The sequence below is a fragment of the Enterobacter sp. BIDMC 26 genome (genome assembly GCF_000534435.1).
GTDB classification, from domain to species: Bacteria; Pseudomonadota; Gammaproteobacteria; order Enterobacterales; family Enterobacteriaceae; genus Enterobacter; species Enterobacter ludwigii.
The window spans coordinates 4,932,597-4,957,129 of sequence record NZ_KI973182.1 but is presented as its reverse complement, the minus strand read 5'-3'; the positions used below and the strand labels follow the sequence as shown (position 1 = coordinate 4,957,129).

At 55.2% G+C, this 24,533-nt stretch carries 22 protein-coding genes; 8 read left to right on the top strand and 14 right to left on the bottom strand.

The features are described from left to right. From ispU to rpsB, 6 genes are all read right to left on the bottom strand, one after another. Positions 1 to 759 (bottom strand): (2E,6E)-farnesyl-diphosphate-specific ditrans,polycis-undecaprenyl-diphosphate synthase, encoded by a 759-nt coding sequence (gene ispU, locus L462_RS00425; protein WP_014168704.1) that lies wholly within the window; start codon positions 757 to 759, stop codon positions 1 to 3. Positions 760 to 945: 186 nt separating this feature from the next. Then, positions 946 to 2,145: a 1-deoxy-D-xylulose-5-phosphate reductoisomerase gene (gene ispC / locus L462_RS00430; protein ID WP_032679639.1), complete on the bottom strand. Its 1,200-nt coding sequence runs from the start codon at positions 2,143 to 2,145 to the stop codon at positions 946 to 948. Between the two features lie 95 nt (positions 2,146 to 2,240). Continuing rightward, positions 2,241 to 2,798 carry a ribosome recycling factor gene (frr, locus tag L462_RS00435; protein ID WP_014168702.1) on the bottom strand — a complete coding sequence of 186 codons (558 nt, stop codon included), beginning with the start codon at positions 2,796 to 2,798 and terminating at the stop codon, positions 2,241 to 2,243. Between the two features lie 166 nt (positions 2,799 to 2,964). Then, complete coding sequence (pyrH, locus tag L462_RS00440; RefSeq protein ID WP_003856194.1) at positions 2,965 to 3,690, bottom strand: UMP kinase; 726 nt, start codon at positions 3,688 to 3,690, stop codon at positions 2,965 to 2,967. Between the two features lie 150 nt (positions 3,691 to 3,840). Then, positions 3,841 to 4,692: a translation elongation factor Ts gene (gene tsf / locus L462_RS00445; RefSeq protein ID WP_008501911.1), complete on the bottom strand. Its 852-nt coding sequence runs from the start codon at positions 4,690 to 4,692 to the stop codon at positions 3,841 to 3,843. A gap of 117 nt (positions 4,693 to 4,809) precedes the next feature. After that, complete coding sequence (gene rpsB / locus L462_RS00450) at positions 4,810 to 5,535, bottom strand: 30S ribosomal protein S2 (RefSeq protein WP_003856207.1); 726 nt, start codon at positions 5,533 to 5,535, stop codon at positions 4,810 to 4,812. A 321-nt stretch (positions 5,536 to 5,856) separates the two neighbouring features. Here rpsB and map point away from each other — a divergent pair, with 321 nt between their 5' ends. From map to L462_RS00470, 4 genes are all read left to right on the top strand, one after another. Then, positions 5,857 to 6,651 (top strand): type I methionyl aminopeptidase, encoded by a 795-nt coding sequence (gene map / locus L462_RS00455; RefSeq protein ID WP_014168699.1) that lies wholly within the window; start codon positions 5,857 to 5,859, stop codon positions 6,649 to 6,651. A gap of 63 nt (positions 6,652 to 6,714) precedes the next feature. Beyond that, the gene (gene glnD, locus L462_RS00460; protein ID WP_020882615.1) at positions 6,715 to 9,390 is read left to right on the top strand and encodes a bifunctional uridylyltransferase/uridylyl-removing protein GlnD; all 2,676 of its coding nucleotides are present in this window, start codon (positions 6,715 to 6,717) and stop codon (positions 9,388 to 9,390) included. Between the two features lie 32 nt (positions 9,391 to 9,422). Further along, positions 9,423 to 10,247, top strand: coding sequence for a 2,3,4,5-tetrahydropyridine-2,6-dicarboxylate N-succinyltransferase (gene dapD, locus L462_RS00465; protein ID WP_020882614.1), 825 nt, complete (start codon positions 9,423 to 9,425; stop codon positions 10,245 to 10,247). Between the two features lie 111 nt (positions 10,248 to 10,358). After that, on the top strand, positions 10,359 to 10,745 hold the full coding sequence (locus tag L462_RS00470) for a DUF3461 family protein (RefSeq protein WP_014168696.1): 387 nt from the start codon (positions 10,359 to 10,361) through the stop codon (positions 10,743 to 10,745). A gap of 91 nt (positions 10,746 to 10,836) precedes the next feature. Here L462_RS00470 and cdaR read toward each other — a convergent pair whose 3' ends face one another. The 3 genes from cdaR to dgt all read right to left on the bottom strand — a co-directional run bounded on the left by cdaR (position 10,837) and on the right by dgt (position 15,231). Beyond that, positions 10,837 to 11,994 (bottom strand): DNA-binding transcriptional regulator CdaR, encoded by a 1,158-nt coding sequence (gene cdaR, locus L462_RS00475; RefSeq protein ID WP_020882613.1) that lies wholly within the window; start codon positions 11,992 to 11,994, stop codon positions 10,837 to 10,839. A 154-nt stretch (positions 11,995 to 12,148) separates the two neighbouring features. After that, positions 12,149 to 13,585 carry a serine endoprotease DegP gene (gene degP / locus L462_RS00480; protein ID WP_032679638.1) on the bottom strand — a complete coding sequence of 479 codons (1,437 nt, stop codon included), beginning with the start codon at positions 13,583 to 13,585 and terminating at the stop codon, positions 12,149 to 12,151. 131 nt (positions 13,586 to 13,716) lie between these two features. Next, complete coding sequence (dgt, locus tag L462_RS00485; RefSeq protein ID WP_032679637.1) at positions 13,717 to 15,231, bottom strand: dGTPase; 1,515 nt, start codon at positions 15,229 to 15,231, stop codon at positions 13,717 to 13,719. Between the two features lie 82 nt (positions 15,232 to 15,313). Between dgt and mtnN the strand changes: the two genes are divergently transcribed. The 3 genes from mtnN to L462_RS00500 are packed head-to-tail and all read left to right on the top strand — an operon-like array spanning position 15,314 to position 17,456. Continuing rightward, positions 15,314 to 16,012, top strand: coding sequence for a 5'-methylthioadenosine/S-adenosylhomocysteine nucleosidase (gene mtnN, locus L462_RS00490; RefSeq protein WP_014168692.1), 699 nt, complete (start codon positions 15,314 to 15,316; stop codon positions 16,010 to 16,012). Next, a complete protein-coding gene (btuF, locus tag L462_RS00495) occupies positions 16,005 to 16,805 on the top strand; it encodes a vitamin B12 ABC transporter substrate-binding protein BtuF (RefSeq protein WP_020882611.1) in 801 nt (266 codons plus the stop codon). Before mtnN ends, btuF begins: the two co-directional genes overlap by 8 nt. Positions 16,806 to 16,832: 27 nt before the next feature. Beyond that, positions 16,833 to 17,456, top strand: a complete 624-nt coding sequence (locus L462_RS00500; RefSeq protein WP_014168690.1) for a TRIC cation channel family protein — start codon at positions 16,833 to 16,835, stop codon at positions 17,454 to 17,456. A 56-nt stretch (positions 17,457 to 17,512) separates the two neighbouring features. Here L462_RS00500 and erpA read toward each other — a convergent pair whose 3' ends face one another. Both erpA and clcA read right to left on the bottom strand, forming a co-directional pair. Beyond that, complete coding sequence (gene erpA, locus L462_RS00505) at positions 17,513 to 17,857, bottom strand: iron-sulfur cluster insertion protein ErpA (protein ID WP_013095643.1); 345 nt, start codon at positions 17,855 to 17,857, stop codon at positions 17,513 to 17,515. A gap of 85 nt (positions 17,858 to 17,942) precedes the next feature. After that, positions 17,943 to 19,343 carry a H(+)/Cl(-) exchange transporter ClcA gene (gene clcA, locus L462_RS00510; RefSeq protein WP_020882610.1) on the bottom strand — a complete coding sequence of 467 codons (1,401 nt, stop codon included), beginning with the start codon at positions 19,341 to 19,343 and terminating at the stop codon, positions 17,943 to 17,945. Between the two features lie 177 nt (positions 19,344 to 19,520). On the opposite strand from clcA, the gene hemL reads away from it, so the two are divergent. Continuing rightward, a complete protein-coding gene (hemL, locus tag L462_RS00515) occupies positions 19,521 to 20,801 on the top strand; it encodes a glutamate-1-semialdehyde 2,1-aminomutase (protein WP_032679636.1) in 1,281 nt (426 codons plus the stop codon). 56 nt (positions 20,802 to 20,857) lie between these two features. Here hemL and fhuB read toward each other — a convergent pair whose 3' ends face one another. From fhuB to fhuC, 3 genes are read right to left on the bottom strand one after another with little or no spacing between them, the layout of a single operon-like run. Further along, a complete protein-coding gene (fhuB, locus tag L462_RS00520) occupies positions 20,858 to 22,840 on the bottom strand; it encodes a Fe(3+)-hydroxamate ABC transporter permease FhuB (RefSeq protein WP_032679635.1) in 1,983 nt (660 codons plus the stop codon). Further along, positions 22,837 to 23,727 (bottom strand): Fe(3+)-hydroxamate ABC transporter substrate-binding protein FhuD, encoded by an 891-nt coding sequence (fhuD, locus tag L462_RS00525; RefSeq protein WP_020882607.1) that lies wholly within the window; start codon positions 23,725 to 23,727, stop codon positions 22,837 to 22,839. The genes fhuB and fhuD overlap by 4 nt, the downstream gene beginning before the upstream one ends. Continuing rightward, entirely contained in the window at positions 23,727 to 24,524 is a 798-nt protein-coding gene (gene fhuC, locus L462_RS00530) for a Fe3+-hydroxamate ABC transporter ATP-binding protein FhuC (protein WP_020882606.1), read from the bottom strand. The genes fhuD and fhuC overlap by 1 nt, the downstream gene beginning before the upstream one ends. Positions 24,525 to 24,533 lie beyond the last annotated feature (9 nt).

Genomic DNA, 24,533 nt, shown 5'->3' with positions numbered 1-24,533 from the left:
TCAGGCTTTGTCGCCACCTGGCTCGGTGCCGCCGAAACGACGCTCTCGATTGGCAAAGGCATGCAGCGCACCTTCAAAGTCTTGTTCATCAAAATCGGGCCAAAGAACATCAGTAAAGTAAAGTTCGGCGTAGGCAATTTGCCACAGCAAAAAGTTACTGATGCGATGTTCTCCCCCTGTCCTAATTACCAAATCCACAGGTGCCAGTTCATTCATGCAGATTTGCTTACTCAGCGCCTCTTCATCAATTTGGTCGGGTCTCAACAGCCCTTCCTGAACCTGTTCGGCCAGATGCCGAACGCCCTGGATAATATCCCAGCGTCCACCGTAATTCGCCGCGATATTGAGCGTCAGACCGGTATTATTTTCAGTCAGCGCTTCTGCTTTACGAATCCGTTCCTGCAAACGTGAGTTAAAACGACTGGTTTCACCGATAATACGCAGACGGACGTTGTGGCGGTGCAGGCTTTTTACTTCGCTATCGAGCGCCCACACAAACAATTCCATCAACGCGGTCACTTCCTGCGGCGGTCGATTCCAGTTTTCACTGCTAAAAGCATAGAGCGTTAACGCATCAATGCCGTTATTGGCGGCAAAAGAAACGGCGCGGCGAACAGATTTCGCCCCAGCTTTATGCCCAAAGGCTCGTATCTTCCCTTGTCTTTTCGCCCAGCGGCCGTTGCCATCCATAATGATTGCTACATGACGGCAGCCATGAGCTGGCAAGTTTTCGCTTATTGGTTGATTCGCAGACAACATAACGCGTTTTTGGTCCCTGAAAAGGATTTAACGGTACTCAGGAATACTGAAGCCTATACGTAAAAAAGCCGTGTCAAACCACGGCTTACCTGACCACGTAAAGTCAAATACCTGCGATCAGGTGGCGCAGACTATATCACTGAAGCCCAACGCTAACAAATAGCACAACCACTAGTGCTTGCTTTATCACCAGCTTGCGAGGCGTGTCACCTGCTTACGTGCAATAACGCGAGCCTGTGCATCCACCGCCAGCACCTCTTCCACGCTTTGTGGTTCGCGCAAATCCATCATTTCCAGTACCGATAAATTCAACGTCGCAATATCGGTAAAGCGGATCTGCTGATTCAGAAATGCCTCAACGGTAATTTCATTAGCTGCATTAAGTGCCGTCGTCGCCGCCTGCCCCTGGTCAAAGGCTTTCATCGCAAGCTTCAGACACGGATAACGATCGTAGTCCGGTTCGCTAAAGGTCAGTGAACTCAGCTTGCAAAAATCGAGCGGTTTCGCCCCGGACTTCACCCGATTCGGCCACGCCATGGCATGCGCGATAGGCGTGCGCATGTCCGGTTCGCCCAGTTGCGCAAGGACGCTGCCATCCTGATAGCGCACCATCGAGTGAATCACCGATTGCGGGTGGATCAGCACTTCCATCTGTTTCGCCGACGCATTGAACAGCCAGCGCGCTTCAATGTATTCCAGACCTTTGTTCATCATGGTGGCGGAGTCAACGGAGATTTTACGCCCCATTGACCAGTTCGGATGACGGCACGCCTGCTCAGGCGTCATTGCGCTCAGTTCAGACAGTGGCGTTTCACGGAACGGGCCACCTGACCCGGTAAGCAAAATCGATACAACGCCATTCTGCTCCAGGTCAGCGTACCCCAGGTTCTGTTGAAAAGGTTGCGGTAAACTCTGAAAAATCGCGTTGTGCTCGCTGTCGACCGGTAAAAGACGCGCCCCGCGCTGCTTCACCGCCTCCATAAAGAGACGTCCGCAGGTCACCAGCGACTCTTTGTTAGCCAGCAGAACCTCTTTACCGCCATCAATAGCGGCAAGCGTCGGTAGCAGCCCTGCAGCCCCGACGATTGCCGCCATGACCTGATCAACCTCATCCAGCGCAGCCATGTCGCAGGCCGCCTGCTGGCCACTCAGGACCTCGGTACGACAGCCTTTCTCACGCAACTGCGCGGTGAGCAGGCGGGCGCTCTCTTCGTCATCCATAACCGCATAGCGAGGCGTAAACTCCAGGCACTGTTCGATCATACGCTGCACATTCTTACCGGCCACCAGCGCGGTCACGGTGTAATGTTCAGGATTATGGCGAACAACGTCGAGAGTGCTGCAACCGATAGAGCCGGTTGAGCCAAGGAGTGTTAAATGCTTCATGAGATGCCCGAAAAAAGTTAGACCAGATAAAAGCAAAACGCCGCCAGCAAGACCCGAAGTCCTTCTGAACGGCGTTTATCAGTGTACGACAGAAATCAGAACTGCATCAGTTCCGCTTCTTTATCTGCCAGCGCCGCATCAATTTTCTTGATCGCAGCATCCGTCATCTTCTGAATGTCGTCCTGAGAACGACGATCGTCATCTTCACTGATCTCTTTTTCTTTCAGCAGCGCTTTGAGTTTATCGTTCGCATCACGACGTACGTTACGCACGGATACGCGACCCTGCTCAGCTTCACCACGAACGACTTTGATCAGGTCTTTACGACGTTCTTCCGTCAGTGGAGGCAGTGGAACGCGAATGTCAGCGCCCGCAGAGCTTGGGTTCAGACCCAGGTCAGACGCCATGATCGCTTTCTCAACCGCTGGGCTCATAGAACGATCGAAGACGTTGATTTTCAGCGTACGGGTATCTTCAACGGTAACACTCGCCAGTTGACGCAGTGGCGTTGGCGTGCCGTAGTATTCTACGATGATGCCATCCAGCAGGCTTGGGGAAGCACGGCCAGTACGGATTTTGCTGATTTGGGTTTTGAACGCTTCTACGCATTTTTCCATGCGTACTTCAGCATCTTTTCTGATTTCGTTAATCACGTTACGAATCCTTGAAAACTTGTCTCAGGCAGACTATCCGCCAGCACAGCGCTACAGGTGTGCTAAGTATAGTCGCGTTTAATTCTGACAACGCCAAAGGCGCGCCCAGGTAAGATACCACTACAAAATAAAGCGGAATCTTACCTGTATTTATCGCCGACGGAAATTATTCCGTGATCAAAGTGCCTTCTTTTTCACCCATGACCACGCGACGCAGTGCGCCAGGTTTGTTCATGTTGAAGACACGGATCGGCAGTTTGTGGTCACGAGCAAGCGTAAAGGCGGCAAGATCCATCACTTTCAGCTCTTTTTCCAGCACTTCGCTGTAGCTCAGCTGATCGTACATGGTGGCAGACGGATCTTTTGCCGGGTCGGCAGTAAACACGCCATCCACTTTGGTCGCTTTCAGAACCACATCGGCTTCGATCTCGATACCGCGCAGGCAGGCAGCGGAATCGGTAGTAAAGAACGGGTTACCCGTACCGGCGGAGAGGATCACCACGCGGTTGTTGCGCAGCAGGCTAATCGCCTCTGCCCAGCTGTAGTTATCGCAGACGCCATTCAATGGGATTGCGGACATCAGGCGGGCGTTCACATAGGCGCGATGAAGCGCATCACGCATTGCCAGGCCATTCATCACGGTTGCCAGCATACCCATGTGGTCGCCCACAACGCGGTTCATCCCCGCTTTCGCCAGACCAGCGCCACGGAAAAGGTTGCCACCGCCAATGACCACGCCAACCTGAATACCCAGTTCGACCAGTTCTTTGATTTCCTGTGCCATGCGGTCAAGGATGCTTGCGTCAATACCGAAGCCTTCCGATCCCTGCAGCGCTTCGCCACTCAGCTTAAGCAGAATGCGTTTGTACACGGGTTTTGCATTGGTAGCCATGTTTCTTTCCTGAGACTGTCAACGATTAAGATGGGGGTTAATTCTGGCGACATGATATGTCGCATATCAGCACAGGGATACTGGAGCCTGTCTGATTTCGTGTGACGGGTGACAAAAAGAAGCCGCCCTCAGGCGGCTCCTTTTCAATCATTAAGACTGCTTGGACATTGCAGCAACTTCTGCTGCGAAGTCAGTCTCAACTTTCTCGATGCCTTCGCCCACTTCGAAGCGGATGAAGCCAGTCACGTCAGCGTTGTGCTCTTTCAGCAGCTGAGCAACAGACTTGCTTGGATCCATAACGAATGGCTGGCCAGTCAGAGAAACTTCGCCGGTGAATTTCTTCATGCGGCCTTCAACCATTTTCTCTGCGATTTCTTTTGGCTTACCAGACTGCATCGCGATGTCCAGCTGAACCTGGTACTCTTTCTCTACCACTTCAGCAGACACGTCTTCTGGCTTAACGAATTCTGGTTTGCTTGCAGCGATGTGCATAGCCAGCTGTTTAACCAGCTCTTCATCAGCGCCTTTAGCCGCAACCAGAACACCGATACGTGCACCGTGCTGGTATGAACCCAGAACGTCGCCTTCCAGAGAAGCAACACGACGGATGTTGATGTTCTCACCGATTTTAGCAACCAGAGCAACACGTTCTTCTTCGAACTGTGCTTTCAGAACTTCAACGTCAGTGATTTTGCCCGCAACAGCTGCGTCCAGAACTTTGTTAGCAAATGCCTGGAAACCACCATCTTTAGCAACGAAGTCAGTCTGGCAGTTAACTTCCAGGATGATGCCGTAGTTGCCGTCGATCTTAGTGATGATCACGCCGTCAGCAGCAACGTTGCCTGCTTTTTTAGCTGCTTTGATCGCACCGGATTTACGCATGTTTTCGATTGCCAGCTCGATGTCGCCGTTCGCTTCAGTCAGCGCTTTTTTGCAATCCATCATGCCTGCGCCAGTACGCTCGCGCAGCTCTTTTACCAGGGATGCGGTAATTTCAGCCATTCTTAAATCCTCGGGAGATGTGAACTGCCCGGCCTGAGGCCAAACAGTGTAAATTGAAAAAAGGGGCCGATAATTGGCCCCTATTCATACACGGTACTAATAAGGGGTGAAACCTTATTATTCAGCTTCTACGAAGCTTTCTTCCGCCTGAGAAGCCAGATCCTGGGAACGGCCTTCACGAACGGTAGCAGCTACAGCGCTCAGGTACAGGCTAACAGCACGGATTGCGTCGTCGTTACCCGGGATAACGAAGTCAACACCGTCCGGATCGGAGTTGGTATCAACGATAGCGAATACCGGGATACCCAGGTTGTTAGCTTCTTTGATTGCGATGTGCTCGTGGTCTGCATCGATTACGAACAGCGCGTCTGGCAGGCCGCCCATATCTTTGATACCGCCCAGGCTGTTTTCCAGCTTGTCCAGTTCACGAGTGCGCATCAGCGCTTCTTTCTTAGTCAGCTTGTCGAAAGTACCGTCCTGAGACTGGGTTTCCAGATCTTTCAGGCGCTTGATGGACTGACGAACGGTTTTCCAGTTAGTCAGCATGCCGCCCAACCAGCGATGGTTCACGAAGAACTGATCGCAGCTGTTAGCAGCATCTTTCACAGCTTCGCTTGCAGCGCGCTTAGTACCAACGAACAGAATCTTACCTTTACGGGAAGAGATCTTGTTCAGCTCAGCCAGGGCTTCGTTGAACATTGGTACAGTTTTCTCAAGGTTGATGATGTGAACTTTGTTACGTGCGCCGAAGATGAAAGGCTTCATTTTCGGGTTCCAGTAACGGGTCTGGTGACCGAAGTGAACACCAGCCTTGAGCATGTCGCGCATGGAAACAGTTGCCATGTTTAAAACCTCTATATTAAAAGTTGGGGTTATGCCTCCACGTATCCCATATTACCGACCCCGAAGGGCACCCCGGAATATGTGCCGATACGTGTGTGTTGTTACACAAAGTGAGATTTGTCGCTTCCGTCCAGCCTGTGTATCTGAAATGGATCGGAAGTCCGGCGCGCTTTATACCACAAAACACGACCAGAAACCAACAGTTGTTGGCCGAGTGTGCTGTTAATGATTCTCAATTTGGCACGGGGTGCGCCTGACTGATACCATTAACGACACTTAGACTAGTATTGTCGAAAAAATCGACACTGATGGACAGATTACATGGCTATCTCTATTAAGACACCTGAAGAAATTGAAAAGATGCGCGTCGCCGGTCGTCTGGCCGCAGACGTGCTGGAAATGATCGAGCCGTACGTGAAGCCGGGCGTGAGCACGGGTGAACTGGACCGCATTTGTAACGACTATATCGTCAATGAGCAGCACGCGGTCTCCGCCTGCCTTGGCTATCATGGTTTCCCGAAATCCGTCTGCATTTCGATTAACGAAGTGGTTTGTCACGGTATTCCGGACAACGAAAAACTGCTTAAAGATGGCGACATCGTCAACATCGACGTGACGGTCATTAAAGATGACTACCACGGTGACACCTCTAAGATGTTCATCGTGGGCAAGCCGACGATTCTGGGCGAGCGTCTGTGCAAAGTGACGCAAGAAAGCCTCTACCTGGCGCTGAAAATGGTTAAACCCGGCATTCGCCTGCGCACCATCGGGGCCGCTATCCAGAAATTCGTTGAAGCGGAAGGTTTCTCCGTTGTGCGTGAATACTGCGGCCACGGCATTGGCCGTGTCTTCCACGAAGAGCCACAGGTTCTGCACTATGATGCGGATGACGGCGGCGTGGTACTGCAAAAAGGCATGACCTTCACCATCGAGCCGATGGTCAACGCCGGTGATTACCGCATCCGCACCATGAAAGATGGCTGGACGGTGAAAACCAAAGACAGAAGCTTGTCTGCGCAGTACGAGCATACTATTGTGGTAACAGACAACGGCTGCGAAATTATGACGTTGCGCAAGGATGACACCATCCCGGCGATACTCACGCACGATGAATGATAAAAAAGCCGGCAGATGCCGGCTTTTTTAATGGCTATAGCTTTTTCTTATGGGTGGCGCACGATGAGTAATCTTTTACCCGAACAGTATGCTAACACAGCACTTCCCACCCTACCCGACCAGCCCGATAACCCGGGCGTCTGGCCCCAGCAGGATCTGACCTGCGCCGGTATCAAGGCGCATATGGATGTCTTCCAGCGCTGGCTCGGAAGCGCATTTGATGCCGGCATCTCCGCGGAGCAGCTTATTGAAGCACGCACCGAGTTTATCGACCAGCTCCTGCAGCGTCTGTGGATTGATTACGGGTTTGGGCAGATCAGTGACGTGGCACTGGTCGCCGTCGGGGGCTATGGCCGCGGTGAGCTTCATCCGCTTTCCGATATCGACTTACTGATTTTAAGCCGCAAAAAGCTGCCGGATGAACAGGCGCAGAAAATTGGCGAACTGCTGACGCTGCTGTGGGATGTGAAGCTTGAAGTGGGCCACAGCGTGCGCACGCTGGAAGAGTGCCTGCTTGAAGGATTATCTGACCTGACCGTCGCCACCAACCTGATTGAAACCCGCCTGTTGATTGGCGACGTCGCGTTGTTCCTGGAACTGCAAAAACACATTTTCAGCGACGGCTTCTGGCCTTCAGAAAAATTCTTCGCCGCGAAGGTCGAGGAGCAGAATCAGCGTCACCAGCGCTACCACGGCACCAGCTATAACCTGGAGCCGGATATTAAAAGCAGTCCGGGCGGACTGCGCGACATTCACACGCTGCAGTGGGTGGCCCGCCGCCACTTTGGCGCCACCTCAATGGACGAGATGGTTGGCTTCGGCTTTTTAACCGAGGCTGAGCGAAACGAGCTGAATGAGTGTCTGCACCTGCTCTGGCGGATCCGTTTTGCCCTGCATCTCGAGCTTAGCCGCTACGATAACCGTCTGCTGTTTGACCGTCAGCTCAGCGTGGCGCAGCGCCTCAACTACCGCGGTGAAGGTAACGAGCCGGTTGAGCACATGATGAAGGATTTCTTCCGCGTTACCCGTCGCGTCACTGAATTGAACCAGATGCTGCTGCAGCTGTTCGACGAAGCGATCCTGGCCCTGACGGCGGACGAAAAACCGCGGCCGATCGATGATGAATTCCAGCTGCGCGGCACGCTTATCGATCTGCGCGACGAAACGCTGTTTATCCGTGAGCCGGAAGCGATCCTGCGGATGTTCTACACCATGGTTCGCAACAGCACGATCACCGGGATCTACTCCACAACGCTGCGTCATCTGCGCCATGCGCGCCGTCATCTGACGCAGCCACTGTGCTATATCCCGGAAGCCCGATCCCTTTTTCTCAGTATGTTGCGCCATCCGGGGGCCGTCAGCCGTGGGCTTCTGCCGATGCATCGCCACAGCGTGCTGTGGGCCTATATGCCACAGTGGTCACATATCGTCGGGCAGATGCAGTTCGATCTGTTCCACGCCTATACGGTGGATGAACACACGATCCGCGTCATGCTCAAGCTGGAGAGCTTTGCCAGAGAAGAGACACGCTCACGTCACCCACTGTGCGTCGAACTGTGGCCACGTCTTACCCACCCGGAACTGATCCTGATTGCCGCCCTGTTCCACGACATCGCCAAAGGTCGCGGCGGTGACCACTCGGTGCTCGGCGCACAGGACGTGCTGAAATTTGCCGAACTGCATGGACTGAACTCTCGCGAGACGCAGCTGGTTGCCTGGCTGGTACGCCATCACCTGCTGATGTCCGTCACCGCGCAGCGTCGTGACATTCAGGATCCGGAGGTCATCAAGCAGTTTGCAGAAGAGGTTCAGACGGAAAACCGCCTGCGCTATCTGGTCTGCCTTACGGTAGCCGATATTTGTGCCACCAACGAAACGCTGTGGAACAGCTGGAAGCAAAGCCTGTTGCGCGAGTTGTACTTTGCCACCGAAAAACAGCTGCGCCGCGGGATGCAAAACACCCCAGACATGCGCGAGCGTGTACGCCATCATCAGCTGCAGGCGCTGGCGCTGTTGCGGATGGATAACATTGATGAAGAGGCGCTGCATCAGATTTGGGCGCGCTGTCGTGCCAACTATTTTGTCCGCCACAGCCCAAACCAGCTTGCCTGGCATGCGCGACATCTGCTTCAGCATGATTTATCGCAGCCGATGATCCTCCTCAGTCCGCAGGCCACGCGCGGCGGTACCGAGATCTTTATCTGGAGCCCGGATCGGCCTTATCTGTTTGCTGCGGTTTGTGCCGAACTGGACAGGCGTAATCTGAGCGTTCACGACGCGCAGATTTTCACCACCCGGGACGGCATGGCGATGGACACCTTTATTGTACTGGAGCCAGACGGAAGCCCGCTGTCGTCGGACCGCCATGAAGGGATACGTTTTGGCCTGGAACAGGCGATCACCCAGCGCAGCTGGCAGCCACCGCAGCCGCGTCGTCAGCCGTCGAAATTACGCCACTTTACCGTCGATACCGAGGTCAATTTCCTGCCGACCCACACCGATCGTAAATCGTTCCTGGAGCTGATCGCGCTCGACCAGCCTGGGCTGCTCGCCCGCGTCGGCCAGGTTTTTGCCGATCTGGGAATTTCGCTTCACGGGGCCAGAATTACAACCATTGGCGAACGAGTAGAAGATTTATTTATAATCGCCACCGCCGACCGGCGTGCCCTTAATAATGACCTGCAACTTGAAGTGCAACAACGGTTGACAGCAGCCCTCAATCCAAACGATAAAGGGTGACGTGTTTTTTAGTGAAATGGAAAGAGTAAACAATGCAGCAGTTACAGAACGTTATTGAGTCCGCTTTTGAGCGTCGCGCCGAGATTACTCCGGCAAATGTGGATACCGTTACCCGTGAAGCGGTTAATCAGGTTATTTCTCTGCTGGATTCCGGCGCGCTACGTGTAGCAGAAAAAATCGACGGTCAGTGGGTAACTCATCAATGGCTGAAGAAAGCCGTGCTGCTCTCTTTCCGTATCAATGATAACCAGGTTATCGACGGAGCAGAAAGCCGCTATTTCGATAAAGTCCCTATGAAATTCGCTGACTACGACGAAGCTCGCTTCCAGAAAGAAGGCTTCCGCGTAGTACCGCCAGCGGCCGTGCGTCAGGGTGCGTTCATCGCGCGTAACACCGTGCTGATGCCCTCCTACGTTAACATCGGTGCTTACGTAGACGAAGGCTCCATGGTGGATACCTGGGCAACCGTCGGCTCCTGCGCGCAGATCGGTAAAAACGTTCACCTGTCCGGCGGCGTGGGTATCGGTGGTGTACTGGAGCCACTGCAGGCTAATCCAACCATCATCGAAGATAACTGCTTCATCGGCGCGCGCTCTGAAGTGGTGGAAGGCGTGATCGTTGAGGAAGGCTCCGTTATCTCGATGGGCGTTTACATCGGTCAGAGCACCCGTATTTACGATCGTGAGACCGGTGAAATTCACTACGGTCGCGTGCCGGCCGGTTCCGTTGTGGTCTCCGGCAACCTGCCGTCAAAAGATGGCAAGTACAGCCTGTACTGTGCGGTTATCGTGAAGAAAGTTGATGCGAAAACCCGCGGTAAGGTGGGCATCAATGAGTTGCTGCGCACCATCGATTAATCGGATATAACAAAAAGCGGGGGCCACCCCGCTTTTTTCATATCTGAGGGTGGCGAAAATAGATTTTTTCGTTAATTATTCAAAGGTTATGTTGAGATCAAGGGTACCGCTATGTACGATAATCTGAAAAGTCTGGGCATTACCAATCCTGATGAAATTGATCGTTACAGCCTTCGCCAGGAAGCTAATAACGACATTCTGAAAATCTATTTTCACAAGGACAAAGGAGAGTTTTTCGCCAAGAGCGTGAAGTTTAAATATCCACGCCAGCGTAAGACCGTCGTCGCTGACGGTGTAGGGCAGGGATACAAAGAAGTTCAGGAAATCAGCCCTAATCTGCGCTATGTGATCGATGAACTCGATCAGATCTGTCAGCGCGACCGCACTGAAGTCGATCTCAAACGTAAGATCCTCGACGATCTGCGTCACCTTGAAAGCGTTGTCACCAACAAGATTAGCGAAATCGAAGCGGATCTTGAAAAGCTTACCCGGAAATAAACACTAAAACGGCAATCTTTGATTGCCGTTTTAGTGTTTGCGCCCTCTCCCGTGGAAAGGGATGGCGTAAGGGCATCAGGCCGTATTTCACTCATCTCTGCTCATCGAGCTGTAACGCCACATAAAGCAGCAGCCTGTCGTCAAAGCTCCCCAGATCCAGTCCTGTCAGCTCCGAAATCCGGTTCAGTCGATATTCCAGCGTATTGCGATGTATAAACAGCGCTTTCGACGTTGCCAGCGGCTGTACGTTATGACGGAACCACGCCTGCAGCGTCCGACGCAGCAGACCGTTGTTGTCCATCGCCTTGAGGCGCGCTAACGGACGTGCCAGCTCATTGGCCTGCCAGCCACCGCGCAGGCTGTCGAGCAGCACCGGCAGCATCAGATCCTGGTAGAAATAACTGCGGCTTTCCGGCATCCGCTGCTTACCCACCATCATGGTGGTGCGGGCAGTACGCCAGGAACGGGCAATACTGCCCGGACCGGTGAAGTAATTGCCCAGCGCGACGCGAAAACGAAGCTGTCCATTCTCCTTCATGCGGGCAATCAACTGCTCCACGCGACGACGATGATCTTCTGCATCCCAGCGCCCGAACGCGTTCAGCGCGGGCTTGAGCACCACCATTTCCGTCAGAGAGACAATCGCCACCAGGTTATCGCGTTCCGGTGTCGCCAGCGCATTTTGCAGCTGCTGCAGCTCAGCCATCGCACTGTCGACGCCAAGCTGGCCGCTGTCCACCTCAATTACCGCCACGACGCGCGGTTGATTCAGATCGATTCCCAGGCGCTGCGCCCATTCATTGAGTGCAGGGGTATGCTCATCCGCCTGAATCAGGTTCATCACCAGCTCTTCACGCAGACGGCTGTCCTGGGCGAGCAGATGCATCAGGCGCGACTGCTCAAGCATCATCTCCGCCGTCATACAGACCAGTTCGCCATATTTTCGCAGCGACTCCGGCTCGCCGGTCAGGCCGATAACGCCAACAATTTCCCCCTCAAGACGCAGCGGTAAATTGATGCCCTGACGGACACCGTGCAGGTGTTTCGCCACCGCATCGTCGATGTCCACCACCCGCCCCTGGGAGAGCACCAGCAGCGCCCCTTCGTGCAATTCCCCAATACGCTCACGATCGCCACTGCCAATAATGCGCCCACGGGCATCCATTACGTTGATATTGGTATCAATGATGCGCATGGTGCGTGCCACAATATCCTGCGCCATTTTGGTATCGAGATGCCAGCCAGCCATGTAACCCTCCTGTGAGCAGAGCTCAAGCATAGGGAAGTTCAGCTACCGCTGCATTGTGCGAATGCACAAAGTGAAAGGGAGAAGTATGGAGTTGTGGAAAAGGTCACAGAAAGGTGAAAAGCCCCTGCTCATCTGAAACAGGGGCCTGAGAGGATTACTGCATCAGCAGGTAAATTGAGGTATCACCACGCTGAATATTCAACGCCAGCACGGAAGGTTTGCTGTCCAGAATTTTGCGCAGTTCAGCGATGTTTTTCACTGGCTGCTGGTTCGCACCCATGATCACATCGCCTTTTTTCAGGCCAATGCGCGCAGCCGGGCTGTTCGCTTTAACGTTGTTCACCACAACGCCTTTGTCCTGACCTTTATTGCTCATCTCGGCGCCTTCAATGCCGCTGAAGATGGTGCTGGAATCAACCTGATTCTGGCTGCTCTGCTGCAGTTCCAGGCTCACGTTAACCGGTTTACCGTCACGCAGCAGGCCGAGGGTCACTTTGCTGCCAATCGGCATGGAGCCCACTTCAGCACGCAGCGCGGCAAAGCTGCTGATCGGTTTCCCGTTCAGGGAGGTAATGACATCACCCGCTTTAATGCCCGCTTTCGCCGCGGAGGAGTTCGGCATCACCTGGCTGACAAATGCGCCGCGCTGGGCGTCAACTTTCATCGCCTTAGCCAGTTCGGAATTCAGTTCGGTACCCAGAATCCCCAGTTCACCGCGTTTCACCTGGCCATACTGCACCATCTGCGCGGTCAGGTTTTTCACCATGTTACTTGGGATAGCAAAGCCGATCCCGATATTGCCGCCGTCTGGTGCAAGGATCGCGGTGTTGATACCAATCAGCTCACCGTTCAGGTTCACCAGCGCACCGCCGGAGTTACCCCGGTTGATGGCGGCATCCGTCTGGATGAAGTTTTCATAGTTTTCGGCGTTGAGGCCGCTACGACCCAGCGCGGAAACAATCCCCGAGGTTACGGTTTCACCCAGACCGAACGGGTTACCGATAGCGACGGTATAATCACCGACACGCAGCGCATCGGAGTCGGCAATTTTAATCGCCGTCAGGTTTTTCGGATCCTGAATCTGGATCAACGCGATATCGGAGCGCGGGTCTTTCCCGACCACTTTGGCATCAAATTTACGCCCGTCGCTCAGCTGAACCTTAATGCTGTTGGCGTTATCAACAACGTGGTTGTTGGTCACGACGTAGCCTTTCGCCGCATCGATAATCACACCCGAGCCAAGCGCCATGAATTTCTGCTGCTGGCCACCCCCCTGGGTGTCATCCCCTGCACCACCGCCCTGACAGAACGGGGAGCTCTGGAATGGCGAACCGTCCTGGCAGAAAGGTGAGTTATCACCAAAGAACTGCTGGAAGTTACGCGGCATACGCGGCGTATTGACGGTTGTGCTGCCCTCAACGTTAATACTCACCACCGATGGCATCACTTTTTCGAGCATCGGTGCCAGGCTTGGCATCTGCTGCGCGGTCGCTGCCGACGATGCGGTCTCAGCTGCAGTAGCAGTCAGAGGAGACAGCGCTAAACCTAAACTCAGAGCCAGTGCACTCATTGCTAATGTGGTTTTTTTCATGTGTCTTAATCTCGATTTACAGATAACGCAAAATTGCTGTGTAACTCAGATTCATTTTATACCGCTTAGTTCCGGCCATAAGTTTATGGAAAAGGTAAAAATTTATTGGCCGTCTTTACAAAACTCCGTGCTTATTCCACCGCCATGAGCTTGCGGTATTCATCCCAGGCATACAAATCTGTCATCCCGCTGATATAGTCCTGGATAAGACGGCAGCGATAATAATATTCCAGCACCGGCCACTGGGGCGACTGCCGATCCAGCTTGCCGATGGCTTCGACATAAGCCAGACGGTGGCGGGTTGAAAGTTTCTGATAAAGCCGGGATTCAATCGGTATTCGCCGCACGCGCTCTTTTTCCACCAGCTCGCTGAACTCGTCGACGGATAACTGCAGCAGAGGCCGATAGATTTCGAGTAACCCACTGATAACCCTGTATCCCTGCAGCTCAAGCTGTTCAACATCCGGATGGCTGAAAACATGACGCACGGCCACGTTTTTATAGAGCTCAAGAAGCTGGCTAAAGCTGCTGTCATCTTCCAGCAACGCATGGTTGAATTCGCCGCTATAAATTAACGGCAGGTTGTCTATAAAGCGCGAGGCGGCATAAGGCACCAGTTTATTTAATGTATTGACCCGTAAATACATAAAGAACTGATCTTCCGTGCTGCGGCTTAATGTATTTGAACGCGATTTCTCCCAGGCATTTTCGACAACCTGAGCAAACAGCGAGCCTTTTTCATGCGTTCCCCAGGCCTCATAAAGATGCTGATAAAGTTCTTCGACGCTGAATATTCTTTTCTCAACGGCGTCTTCCAGGTCGGCAACACAATATGAAATGTCGTCGGCAGCTTCCATAATCCAGGTTAAGGGGAAGCGGCCGTTTGGTGTCAGAGAAAGTTCTTTACGCAGGCGCTCAATATAGGCTTCTTCGGAAAGATAATAGCCCGGCTTTTTCATCAAATAACTGTGCGACGCGGGCGTCTCGCCCATCCACCAGGCCGGTCGCGTATATTTCAGGATACACCCCACCTGTGCCCAGGTCAGGTTCATACGCATCAGGGAGTGTACCAGCCGGATCCCCTGCGCATTCCCTTCGAAGTGACAGAGGTCGTGACGGACTTTACGCCGCAGGTCGTTCAGCGCGTCTTCACCTTCGCGCAGGCGTAAATCCCGCACCAGGCAGCGGTCATCGCTCAGAGGCTGGCTTACCGCATCAGCAGGATAAAGCCGCTGTTTAAACCAGTCATTTATGGCGGCTTCGCCAAAATGACCAAAGGGCGGGTTACCGATGTCATGCATCAGGCAGGCCATCTCAACAATGCTCTCAAACGGCCCGGTCAGCTCATTCAGCCCATAGGTTTCGAGAAGCTGCTGCTCTTTGAGACGGCTTAAAATCTCTTTGGCAATGTAGCGGCCAACCTGCTGAACTTCCATAGAATGCGTTAAGCGCGTGCGCACCGCAGCGTTACGTTCAAGCGGAAACACCTGGGTTTTTTGCTGTAAACGACGGATTGCCGGCGAGTTTATGATCCGCCCACGATCGCTTTCGAAGATACGCAGGATCTCATGCTCGCTCTTGTCGCCCTGCGGCGAACGGAAACGTCGGTGCCAGTTAATTTTGGTGCGAAAATCGATTGGTGACATGTGCTCCCCCGCGTGAGAATGCGTTTCCTCTTAACCGCATGATAGACTATGCATCTTAACAAGGCACATCGCGAGTAAATCTATGAAAATCGGCATTATTGGTGCAATGGAAGAAGAAGTTACGCTGCTGCGTGACAAAATTGAGAACCGTCAGACTCTCTCCCTCGGTGGCTGTGAGATCTATACCGGCCAGTTGAATGGCGTTGACGTCGCTCTGCTGAAATCAGGCATCGGTAAGGTTGCTGCTGCGCTGGGCGCGACCCTGCTGCTCGAACGCTGCAAGCCGGACGTTATCATTAACACCGGTTCTGCAGGCGGCCTGGCGTCGACGCTGAAAGTCGGTGATATCGTTGTTTCCGATGAAGCGCGTTACCACGATGCAGACGTTACCGCATTCGGCTACGAATACGGTCAGCTTCCGGGTTGCCCGGCCGGGTTTAAAGCCGATGACAAACTGATTGCGGCGGCTGAAAGCTGCATCGCTGAGCTGAACCTCAACGCGGTACGCGGCCTGATCGTCAGCGGTGATGCGTTCATCAATGGCTCCGTCGGCCTGGCGAAAATTCGTCATAACTTCCCTCAGGCCGTTGCCGTTGAGATGGAAGCGACCGCCATTGCTCACGTTTGCCATAACTTCAACGTTCCGTTCGTGGTGGTTCGCGCCATCTCCGACGTGGCTGACCAGCAGTCTCATATCAGCTTCGACGAGTTCCTGACCGTTGCGGCAAAACAGTCCACCGTGATGGTGGAGCGCCTGGTGCAGAAACTGGCTCGTGGGTAACCCATACATCAGGGCGCTGGTCGCCCTGCTTTTTCTCGCACCGGCATGGCTATTTGCCGCGCCGCGTGTGATTACGCTCTCTCCGGCAAATACCGAACTGGCCTTTGCCGCCGGGATCACGCCTGTCGGCGTGAGCAGCTTTTCGGATTACCCTCCGCAAGCGGCCCATATTGAACAGGTGGCAACCTGGCAAGGGATGAACATTGAGCGCATCGTGGCGCTTAAACCCGATCTCGTGCTCGCCTGGCGCGGCGGTAACGCCGAGCGGCAGGTCAACCAGCTCTCCTCGCTTGGGATCAAGGTGATGTGGATTGATGCGGTGAGCATTGAGCAGGTCGCTCAGGCACTGCGTTCTCTGGCCCCCTACAGCCCTACCCCAGCAAAAGCCGAGAATGCCGCGAAACAGATGCTCAGCGACTATGCCGCGCTGAAATCCCGCTACGATGTCCCCGTCAAAAAACGCATCTTCCTGCAATTTGGCAGCCAGCCGCTGTTCACCACCGGGAAAGGATCCATTCAGAATCAGGTGCTGGAAATCTGCGGCGGTGAAAACATCTTTGCAGCCAGCCGGGTGCCGTGGCCTCAGGTCAGCCGGGAACAGGTGCTCGCACGCCAGCCACAGGCCATCGTGGTGGTCGGAAATGCGAGCGAGATTCCTAAAATTGAACAATTCTGGCAACGTCAGCTAAAAATACCGGTGATCCCCCTCACCAGTGACTGGTTTGAACGCGCCAGCCCGCGTATTATCCTCGCCGCAAAACAGCTCTGTGCCGCGCTGGCAGAGAGTCACTAACAACATACCCCGCTCGAGGATTTAACGATGCTCGTTTATTGGCTGGATATTCTTGGCACAGCCGTTTTTGCTATCTCCGGCGTTTTACTCGCCGGAAAACTGCGCATGGATCCGTTTGGCGTGCTGGTGCTGGGCGTGGTCACCGCCGTGGGTGGCGGGACGATACGTGATATGGCCCTGGCGAATGGCCCGGTATTTTGGGTAAAAGATCCAACCGATCTGGTGGTGGCGATGGTCACCTGTCTGTTGACCATTGTGTTGGTTCGCCAACCCCGCCGGTTACCGAAATGGATACTCCCGGTACTGGATGCCGTCGGTCTGGCCGTCTTTGTGGGCATCGGGGTCAACAAAGCCTTCAATGCGGGAACGGGCCCGATGGTGGCCATCTGCATGGGCGTGTTAACCGGGGTCGGCGGCGGGATTATTCGCGACATTCTGGCGCGTGAAGTTCCCATGATCCTGCGTACCGAAATCTATGCCACGGCGTGTATTATTGGTGGGATTGTTCACGCGACGGCGTATTACACCTTTGCGATGCCGCTAGAAAATGCAGCCATGCTGGGTATGGTGGTCACGCTGGGGATACGGTTAGCGGCGATACGCTGGCATCTGAAGCTGCCGACATTTGCGCTGGATGATAATGCACGATAAGCGTTGTTTATAAGCCCGGTGGCGCTACGCTTACCGGGCTTACGACTGCATCCCTGTCAGATGCTGAACGAAGAGCCACATCCACAGGTACTTGTCGCGTTCGGGTTAGTCACAACGAAGCGCGAACCTTCCAGGCCTTCAGTGTAATCCACCGAACCACCCACCAGGTACTGCAGGCTCATCGGGTCAACCACCAGCGCAACGCCCTGCTTCTCGATAGTCATATCGCCGTCGTTGACCTGATCGTCAAAGGTAAAACCATACTGGAAGCCGCTGCAGCCGCCACCGGTAATATAGACACGCAGTTTCAGATCCGGATTGTCCTCGTCGGCAATCAGGGTTTTCACTTTGTTGGCTGCTGCTTCGGTAAATTCCAGCGGCAACGCTACGTCATCACTCATCTTATGCTCCCATGAATACTGCTACTGCTATTGGGTAAAATTCACCCAATTCTTTATGTCATTATCTAATACCCTGGTAATTCATTCAAGTATTCTGCGTCGGGGCCCGCTCGGCCTCTTGTTTTGCCAGGGTACGGGCAAGAATGGTGGAGTATAGCGGTTTTCCACCCAGGAATTGGGCTAATAGTGTCGCGCCGAGACAGGTAATGATCATTGGCAAAATGAGCTGGTAATTATCCGTCATCTCCAGAACCAGCACGATGCCGGTCAACGGCGCGCGCAGAGACGCCGCCAGCAGCGCGCCCATTCCGGCAATAGCAAAGGTCCCGGCGTCCAGATGATAGGCCGGAAATCCGGCAGCAGCGACCATGCCAAACGCGGTTCCCAGAAGCGTACCCAGCGCCAGCATCGGGGCAAAAATACCGCCAGGCGCACCGGAGGAGAAGCACAATACGGTGGTAATCACCCGCGAAATAAACATGAACAGCAACAGACCAATGCTGAAATTACCCGCTGCGGCAATCGGTATCAGCCCGAAGCCACCGCCTGCGGCATTGGGCTCAATGAAGCCGAGCACGCCGCAGCCGCCGCCCAGCAGTCCGCCGATCAATACCCAGCGGGTGGTATTCCCACCGTGAATGCGCTGGAACATATCCTGAGCGCGTAAGATAAGCGTGTTAAACAGCGGGCCGACCACGCCAAAAATCATGCCGAGGATCAGGTACAGCCACAGCGTATTCACCGGCGCATTGGTCAGTTTCCCCACCTCAATCACCGCACCTTCGCCATTAAAAATGCGAAAGACAATGCTCGACATAATGACGCCGGTGAATACCGCTTTTATCGAGATCAGGTTGTAGCGAAACTGTGCCCGCATCTCTTCAATAATGAACAGGATCCCCGCCAGCGGTGCGTTGAACGCCGCCGAAAGGCCGGCCGCCGCCCCCGTTGCCAGCAGTGTATGTCGCGCCTCCGCGCTGCGCATGCGAAAAAGATCGCCGACCATACGCCCAACGTTTCCGCCCAGCTGCACCGTTGGCCCTTCGCGCCCGAGCACCATGCCTGCCCCGAGCGTTCCCATGCCACCGATAAATTTTACCGGGATGACGCGCCACCAGCGAACCGGCCTCAGCTCTTCCAGTGCGCCTTCTATTTCAGGGATCCCGGAACCGCCCGCTTCCGGCGCAAATTTACGGACCAGGAAATAGCCCACCATGGCAAACAGCGCAGATAAGCCAAAGGCCCACACCCATACCCATCCACCGCTATAGGCAAAACCCGCCACGGTTCCAATTCGCCAGTTCATTATCGCGTTAACCGCTTTTTCGAAGGCGATACCCACCAGCCCGGCAACTGCGCCGACCACGGCAGCAGCCAGCAGGATAGCCAGCGGCGTTTTATCACGATTAAGCAAGCGCCGGATGCTGATACGGTGCTGCGCACGTCTGAACTGCTGTTCAGTATAAGAATGAGTGTCTGCTTTCATTACCGTTTCTTTTCATCATACAAATAACCGCAGGGATTTTACCAGAGTGCGTAATATCATCCCGTGAAAAATACTTAACAATTGTTTGGGCATGAAAGGGGGCAAAAATTTCATTACCTTCTGAGGATCACTTAGAATAGTGTGCTTAATCATTTTATACGAACCAGGAACGACGCCATGAGCAAGTCTGAAAACCTCTACAGTGCAGCCCGCGAGCTTATCCCAGGTGGCGTGAATTCGCCTGTTCGCGCCTTTACCGGCGTAGGCGGTACGCCGCTGTTTATCGAACGTGCTGACGGCGCGTATCTGTATGATGTCGATGGCAAAGCCTATATCGATTATGTCGGCTCCTGGGGTCCGATGGTGCTGGGTCACAACCATCCTGCTATCCGCAATGCGGTGATCGAAGCCGCCCAGCGCGGCCTGAGCTTCGGCGCGCCAACCGAGATGGAAGTGAAAATGGCGGAACTGGTCACCGAACTGGTCCCGACAATGGACATGGTGCGTATGGTGAACTCCGGTACCGAGGCCACCATGAGCGCGATCCGCCTGGCACGTGGTTTTACCGGCCGTGACAAGATCATCAAATTTGAAGGCTGCTACCACGGTCATGCGGACTGCCTGCTGGTAAAAGCCGGCTCCGGCGCGCTGACCCTCGGTCAGCCGAACTCACCGGGCGTACCGGCTGACTTTGCGAAGCATACCCTGACCTGCACCTATAACGATCTGAACACCGTTCGGGCAGCCTTCGAGCAGTATCCGCAGGAGATTGCCTGTATCATCGTTGAACCTGTCGCAGGCAACATGAACTGCATTCCACCGCAGCCGGAGTTCCTGCCGGGTCTGCGCGCTCTGTGCGATGAGTTTGGCGCTCTGCTGATCATCGACGAAGTGATGACCGGCTTCCGCGTCGCGCTGGCGGGGGCACAGTCTTACTACGACGTAGAGCCGGACCTGACGTGCCTTGGCAAAATCATCGGCGGCGGCATGCCTGTCGGAGCATTCGGGGGACGTAAAGAGGTGATGGAAGCGCTGGCGCCGACTGGCCCGGTCTACCAGGCGGGTACCCTTTCCGGCAACCCGATTGCAATGGCCGCAGGTTTCGCCTGTCTGACCGAAGTGGCGCAGCCGGGTATTCACGAAACCCTGACCGATCTGACAACTCAACTGGCCAACGGCCTGCTGGAGGCCGCGCAAGAAACCGGTATTCCTCTGGTGGTAAACCACGTTGGTGGGATGTTCGGGATTTTCTTCACCGATGCGACAACCGTGACCTGCTATCAGGATGTGGTGAAGTGTGACGTTGAACGCTTCAAGCGCTTCTTCCATCTGATGCTGGAAGAAGGCGTCTACCTGGCACCATCCGCGTTTGAAGCAGGCTTTATGTCCGTCGCGCACAGCGAAGACGATATCAATAAGACTATCGATGCTGCGCGCCGGGTCTTTGCGAAGTTGTAAGACAGAAACGATCTGCTGCCCTCTCCTCCCGGAGAGGGCAATACCCCACCGCCCTTCTACCTGCTTTGCTTTCTCAACAAATAGATAAAGTACGGCGCCCCGATAAACGTCGACAGCAACCCGGCAGGTATCTGGTACGGGAACAGCACCATCCGCCCCAGCCAGTCAGCAACCACCAGTATTACGCCCCCCGTCAGCGCCGACATCACAATGTGCGGCATCGTGCGACGAAAGCCCATCATTCTGGCAATGTGCGGCGCCATTAAGCCGACAAAGCTCAGCGGGCCGATGGTCATGGTGGCCGTTGCCGTGAGGCATGCGGCCAGCAGCAGTAACCCGATACGGGACGGCGCCAGGGCCATCCCCACCGCACGCGCGGTCTCGCCGCCCAGCGGCAGAATGGTCATCCAGCGACGGCACAGCGGCACCATCGCCAGCAATACGATCATTGCAATCCCGGAATGCACGACCTGGCTGCCGGTGGCGCTGTACGTTGAACCGGAGATCCAGGTCAGGATCTTGGCCATACGCGGATCGCCACTCGCCTGCAGCATCATCAGCAGCATAGTAAATGCCGTGCTGAGCGCCATCCCGGCAAGCAGCATCCGGTGAGGGGAAAACCCACCACGCCCGGAGGCAATGAGGATGATCAGCAGCGTCACCGCCGCGCCAACGCTCCCGGCAGGCATCAACCAGCCGAAGGCATTTCCCGGCACCAGGAACAGCATCAGGACCACGCCAAAGGCGGCACCAGAACTGATACCCAGAACCTCCGGGCTGGCCATCGGATTACCGGTCAGACGCTGGATAATACAGCCCGCCACCGCCAGCATGACCCCGGCGATTAACGCCGAGAGAATGCGCGGCCAGCGCCACTGCATGAGTTCGTTAAGCAGATCCCCAGACGCCCAGTGCCAGCCCACCGCATCGCGTCCGAAAGCGAGCGCGGCAAATGAGATAACAATCAGCACTGCCAGCCCGGCAAGGCTGAACCCCAGCACTGACTGGCGCTCAGCATAGACCTTATCGCCAGCATCCATCGCTGGCGCGCTGATACTGCGCAGACGCGGCAGCAGCCACAGCAGCAGCGGTGCACCGATAAGCGCCGTCATCGAACCGGTAGACACTTCCATCCAGACGCGTGCCAGCCAGAGAATGATTTGATCGGAAAGCCAGAGGATCAACGCGCCAATCAGCGGGGCTAACATCAGGCGCGCCAGCAGGCGGCGCGCACCGAGCATTTTTGCCAGCAGCGGCGCAAACAGTCCGATAAACCCGATGATGCCTACCGCATTAACCAGCAGGGCACTGAGCACAATCGCCAGCGTCAGCGCCCCCAGACGGGCCAGCGACAGCGCCAGCCCCAGATTACGCGCCACGCCATCGTCAAGACCCATCAACGTCAGCGGGCGCAAGAGCAGCAGCGTCAACACGACGCCACCGACGAGCTGCGGCCACAGACGCTGCACGACGCTCCAGTCGGTCTGGGTGAGCGTACCGGTGCTCCAGAGGAACATGCTTTGCAGCTGATCGTGATGGAACAGCACCAGCAGCTGATTAATCGCGCCGCAGTACAGGCTCACCACCAGCCCCGCAAGAATAAGCGTGACGGGGGAGAGACGTTTGCCCCAGGCGACGCCGAATACCAGCGCGCCCACCACACACGCACCGGCGAGGGCAGCAAACTGCGAGGTCAATGCCCCAGGCAACGCCCAGAGCGTGGTAATCGTGATCCCAAGCTGTGCCCCGGTCGCCACGCCAAGCGTCGTCGGCTCGGCCAGTGGGTTACGCAGTACCTGCTGGAATAAAACGCCCACCAGCCCTAATCCCGCCCCGACCAGCAGCGAAATCGATAGGCGCGGCAGCAGACTGTAGTGGAACAGCATTTGCTGAATATTATCGATATCTGGCGCCACCAGCGCCCCACGCCACTGGTCGCGCGGTAAGGCCGTCGACAGATTGAACCAGGTCAATGCCAGCGCGCACAGGAAAATGAGGCAAAGCAACAGTGCCGGGAAACGGGCAATACGCGTACTCATGCCTGGCCTCCCAGCGCGTTGTCCAGCACGCGGGCAAAGTGCATGGCAGAAAGCGTCGCGCCGTAGAACCATACCGCAGGTGCGCGCAGGAACCGTTTTTCACGCACAAACGGCATTGCCTGCCAGAGCGGCGTCGCCATCAGGGTTTGCATCTCCCGCTCGTTGCCGTGGTCAAAGCACAACACATCCACATCGCGAAATGCCGCAAGACGGTCAATCCCCACGGCGGTGCTGCCCCAGAAGGTCATCTCCCCTTCCCAGGCATTACGAATACCAAAACTGTCGAGCACGTCCTGGAACAGGCAGTTTTTCCCAAAGATCAGCATATGGCGGGCATCCAGCAGCGTCACCATCAGCAGCGGGCGATCGCCCCGGTGAGCAAAACGCGGCTTCAGGGCGTTAATCAGGGCATCAAAATCGTCGAGATGTTTTTTGGCCTCAACCTCACGGTTAAGGAACAGTGCCATCTCGTGGAGGGAGTTTTTCGCCATCGCCAGCGGATTTTTACCGTCGCTGAAGGAGAAACCACGGCCGGGCGCAATCCGTGCCATTGTCTCTTCTGACGGGCCGTAACCTGCAGACCAGAACAGGAATGACGGCTTCATCTGGGTGAGCAGTTCGAGATTTGGCTCGGTGCGCAGGCCGATGTCGATTACCGAGTCCGGTAGCCTCGGCTCATTCACCCATAGCCTGTAGTTGGGAATATCCGCCACACCATAGGGCGTAACGCCCAGCGCCATCATCAGCTCTACCGGCAACCATTCCAGCGCCACAATGCGGTGTGGATCGACCGCAGCCGCACGCGCGGTATTCATTTTTAACAGCAGCGGTGAAAGCGCCATTGCCGTCAGCAGACGACGGCGACTCATCAACATAGAATCCAGCATCAGTACACAAAGCTCACCGGTGCAGCCCCGGCAGGGTGAGGCAAAATCCCCATTGGAATACCGTAAATGTGTTCCAGCGTTTCACTGCGCATCAGTTCAGACGGCGTCCCCTGGGCGATCATCTCACCGCCGCGCAGGGCAACGAGGTAATCGCAGTAACGCGCGGCCATGTTGATATCATGCAGGACCGCGATAACCGTCAGACCGCGCTGCTGGCTTAAACGATGCACCAGCGCAAGCACGTCGACCTGATGGGCAATGTCCAGCGCAGAGGTCGGTTCGTCGAGCAGCAGGCAGCGGCTGTCCTGGGCCACCAGCATTGCTATCCACGCGCGCTGACGCTCCCCTCCTGACAGGCTGTCTACCAGACGGTGGGCCAGTGGTTTTAGCCCCACCAGCGCAATCGCCTCTTCCACTTTCTCTCTGTCGGCCACGCCGAAACGGCCAAGCGCGCCGTGCCACGGATAACGCCCAATCGCCACCAGTTCACGCACGGTCATCCCCTCCGCCTGCGGCAACTGCTGCGGCAGATACGCCACTTTGCGGGCAAAGGCTTTACTGCTCCAGCTCTCCAGCGGCTGACCGTCCAGCAGGATATCGCCTTCTGACGGCGGCTGATGGCGGCCAAGCATTTTGAGCAGCGTTGATTTACCAGAGCCGTTGTGACCAATCAGGCCTGTCACTTTACCTGCCGGGAAGGTCAAAGAGAGCGGATGCAGCAGGGTGCGTCCGGGCACGCGAAAGGAGAGATTATTGAGCGTGAAGGTGGTGTCGGATTGCGTTTGATTATCCTGCATATCGGCCAA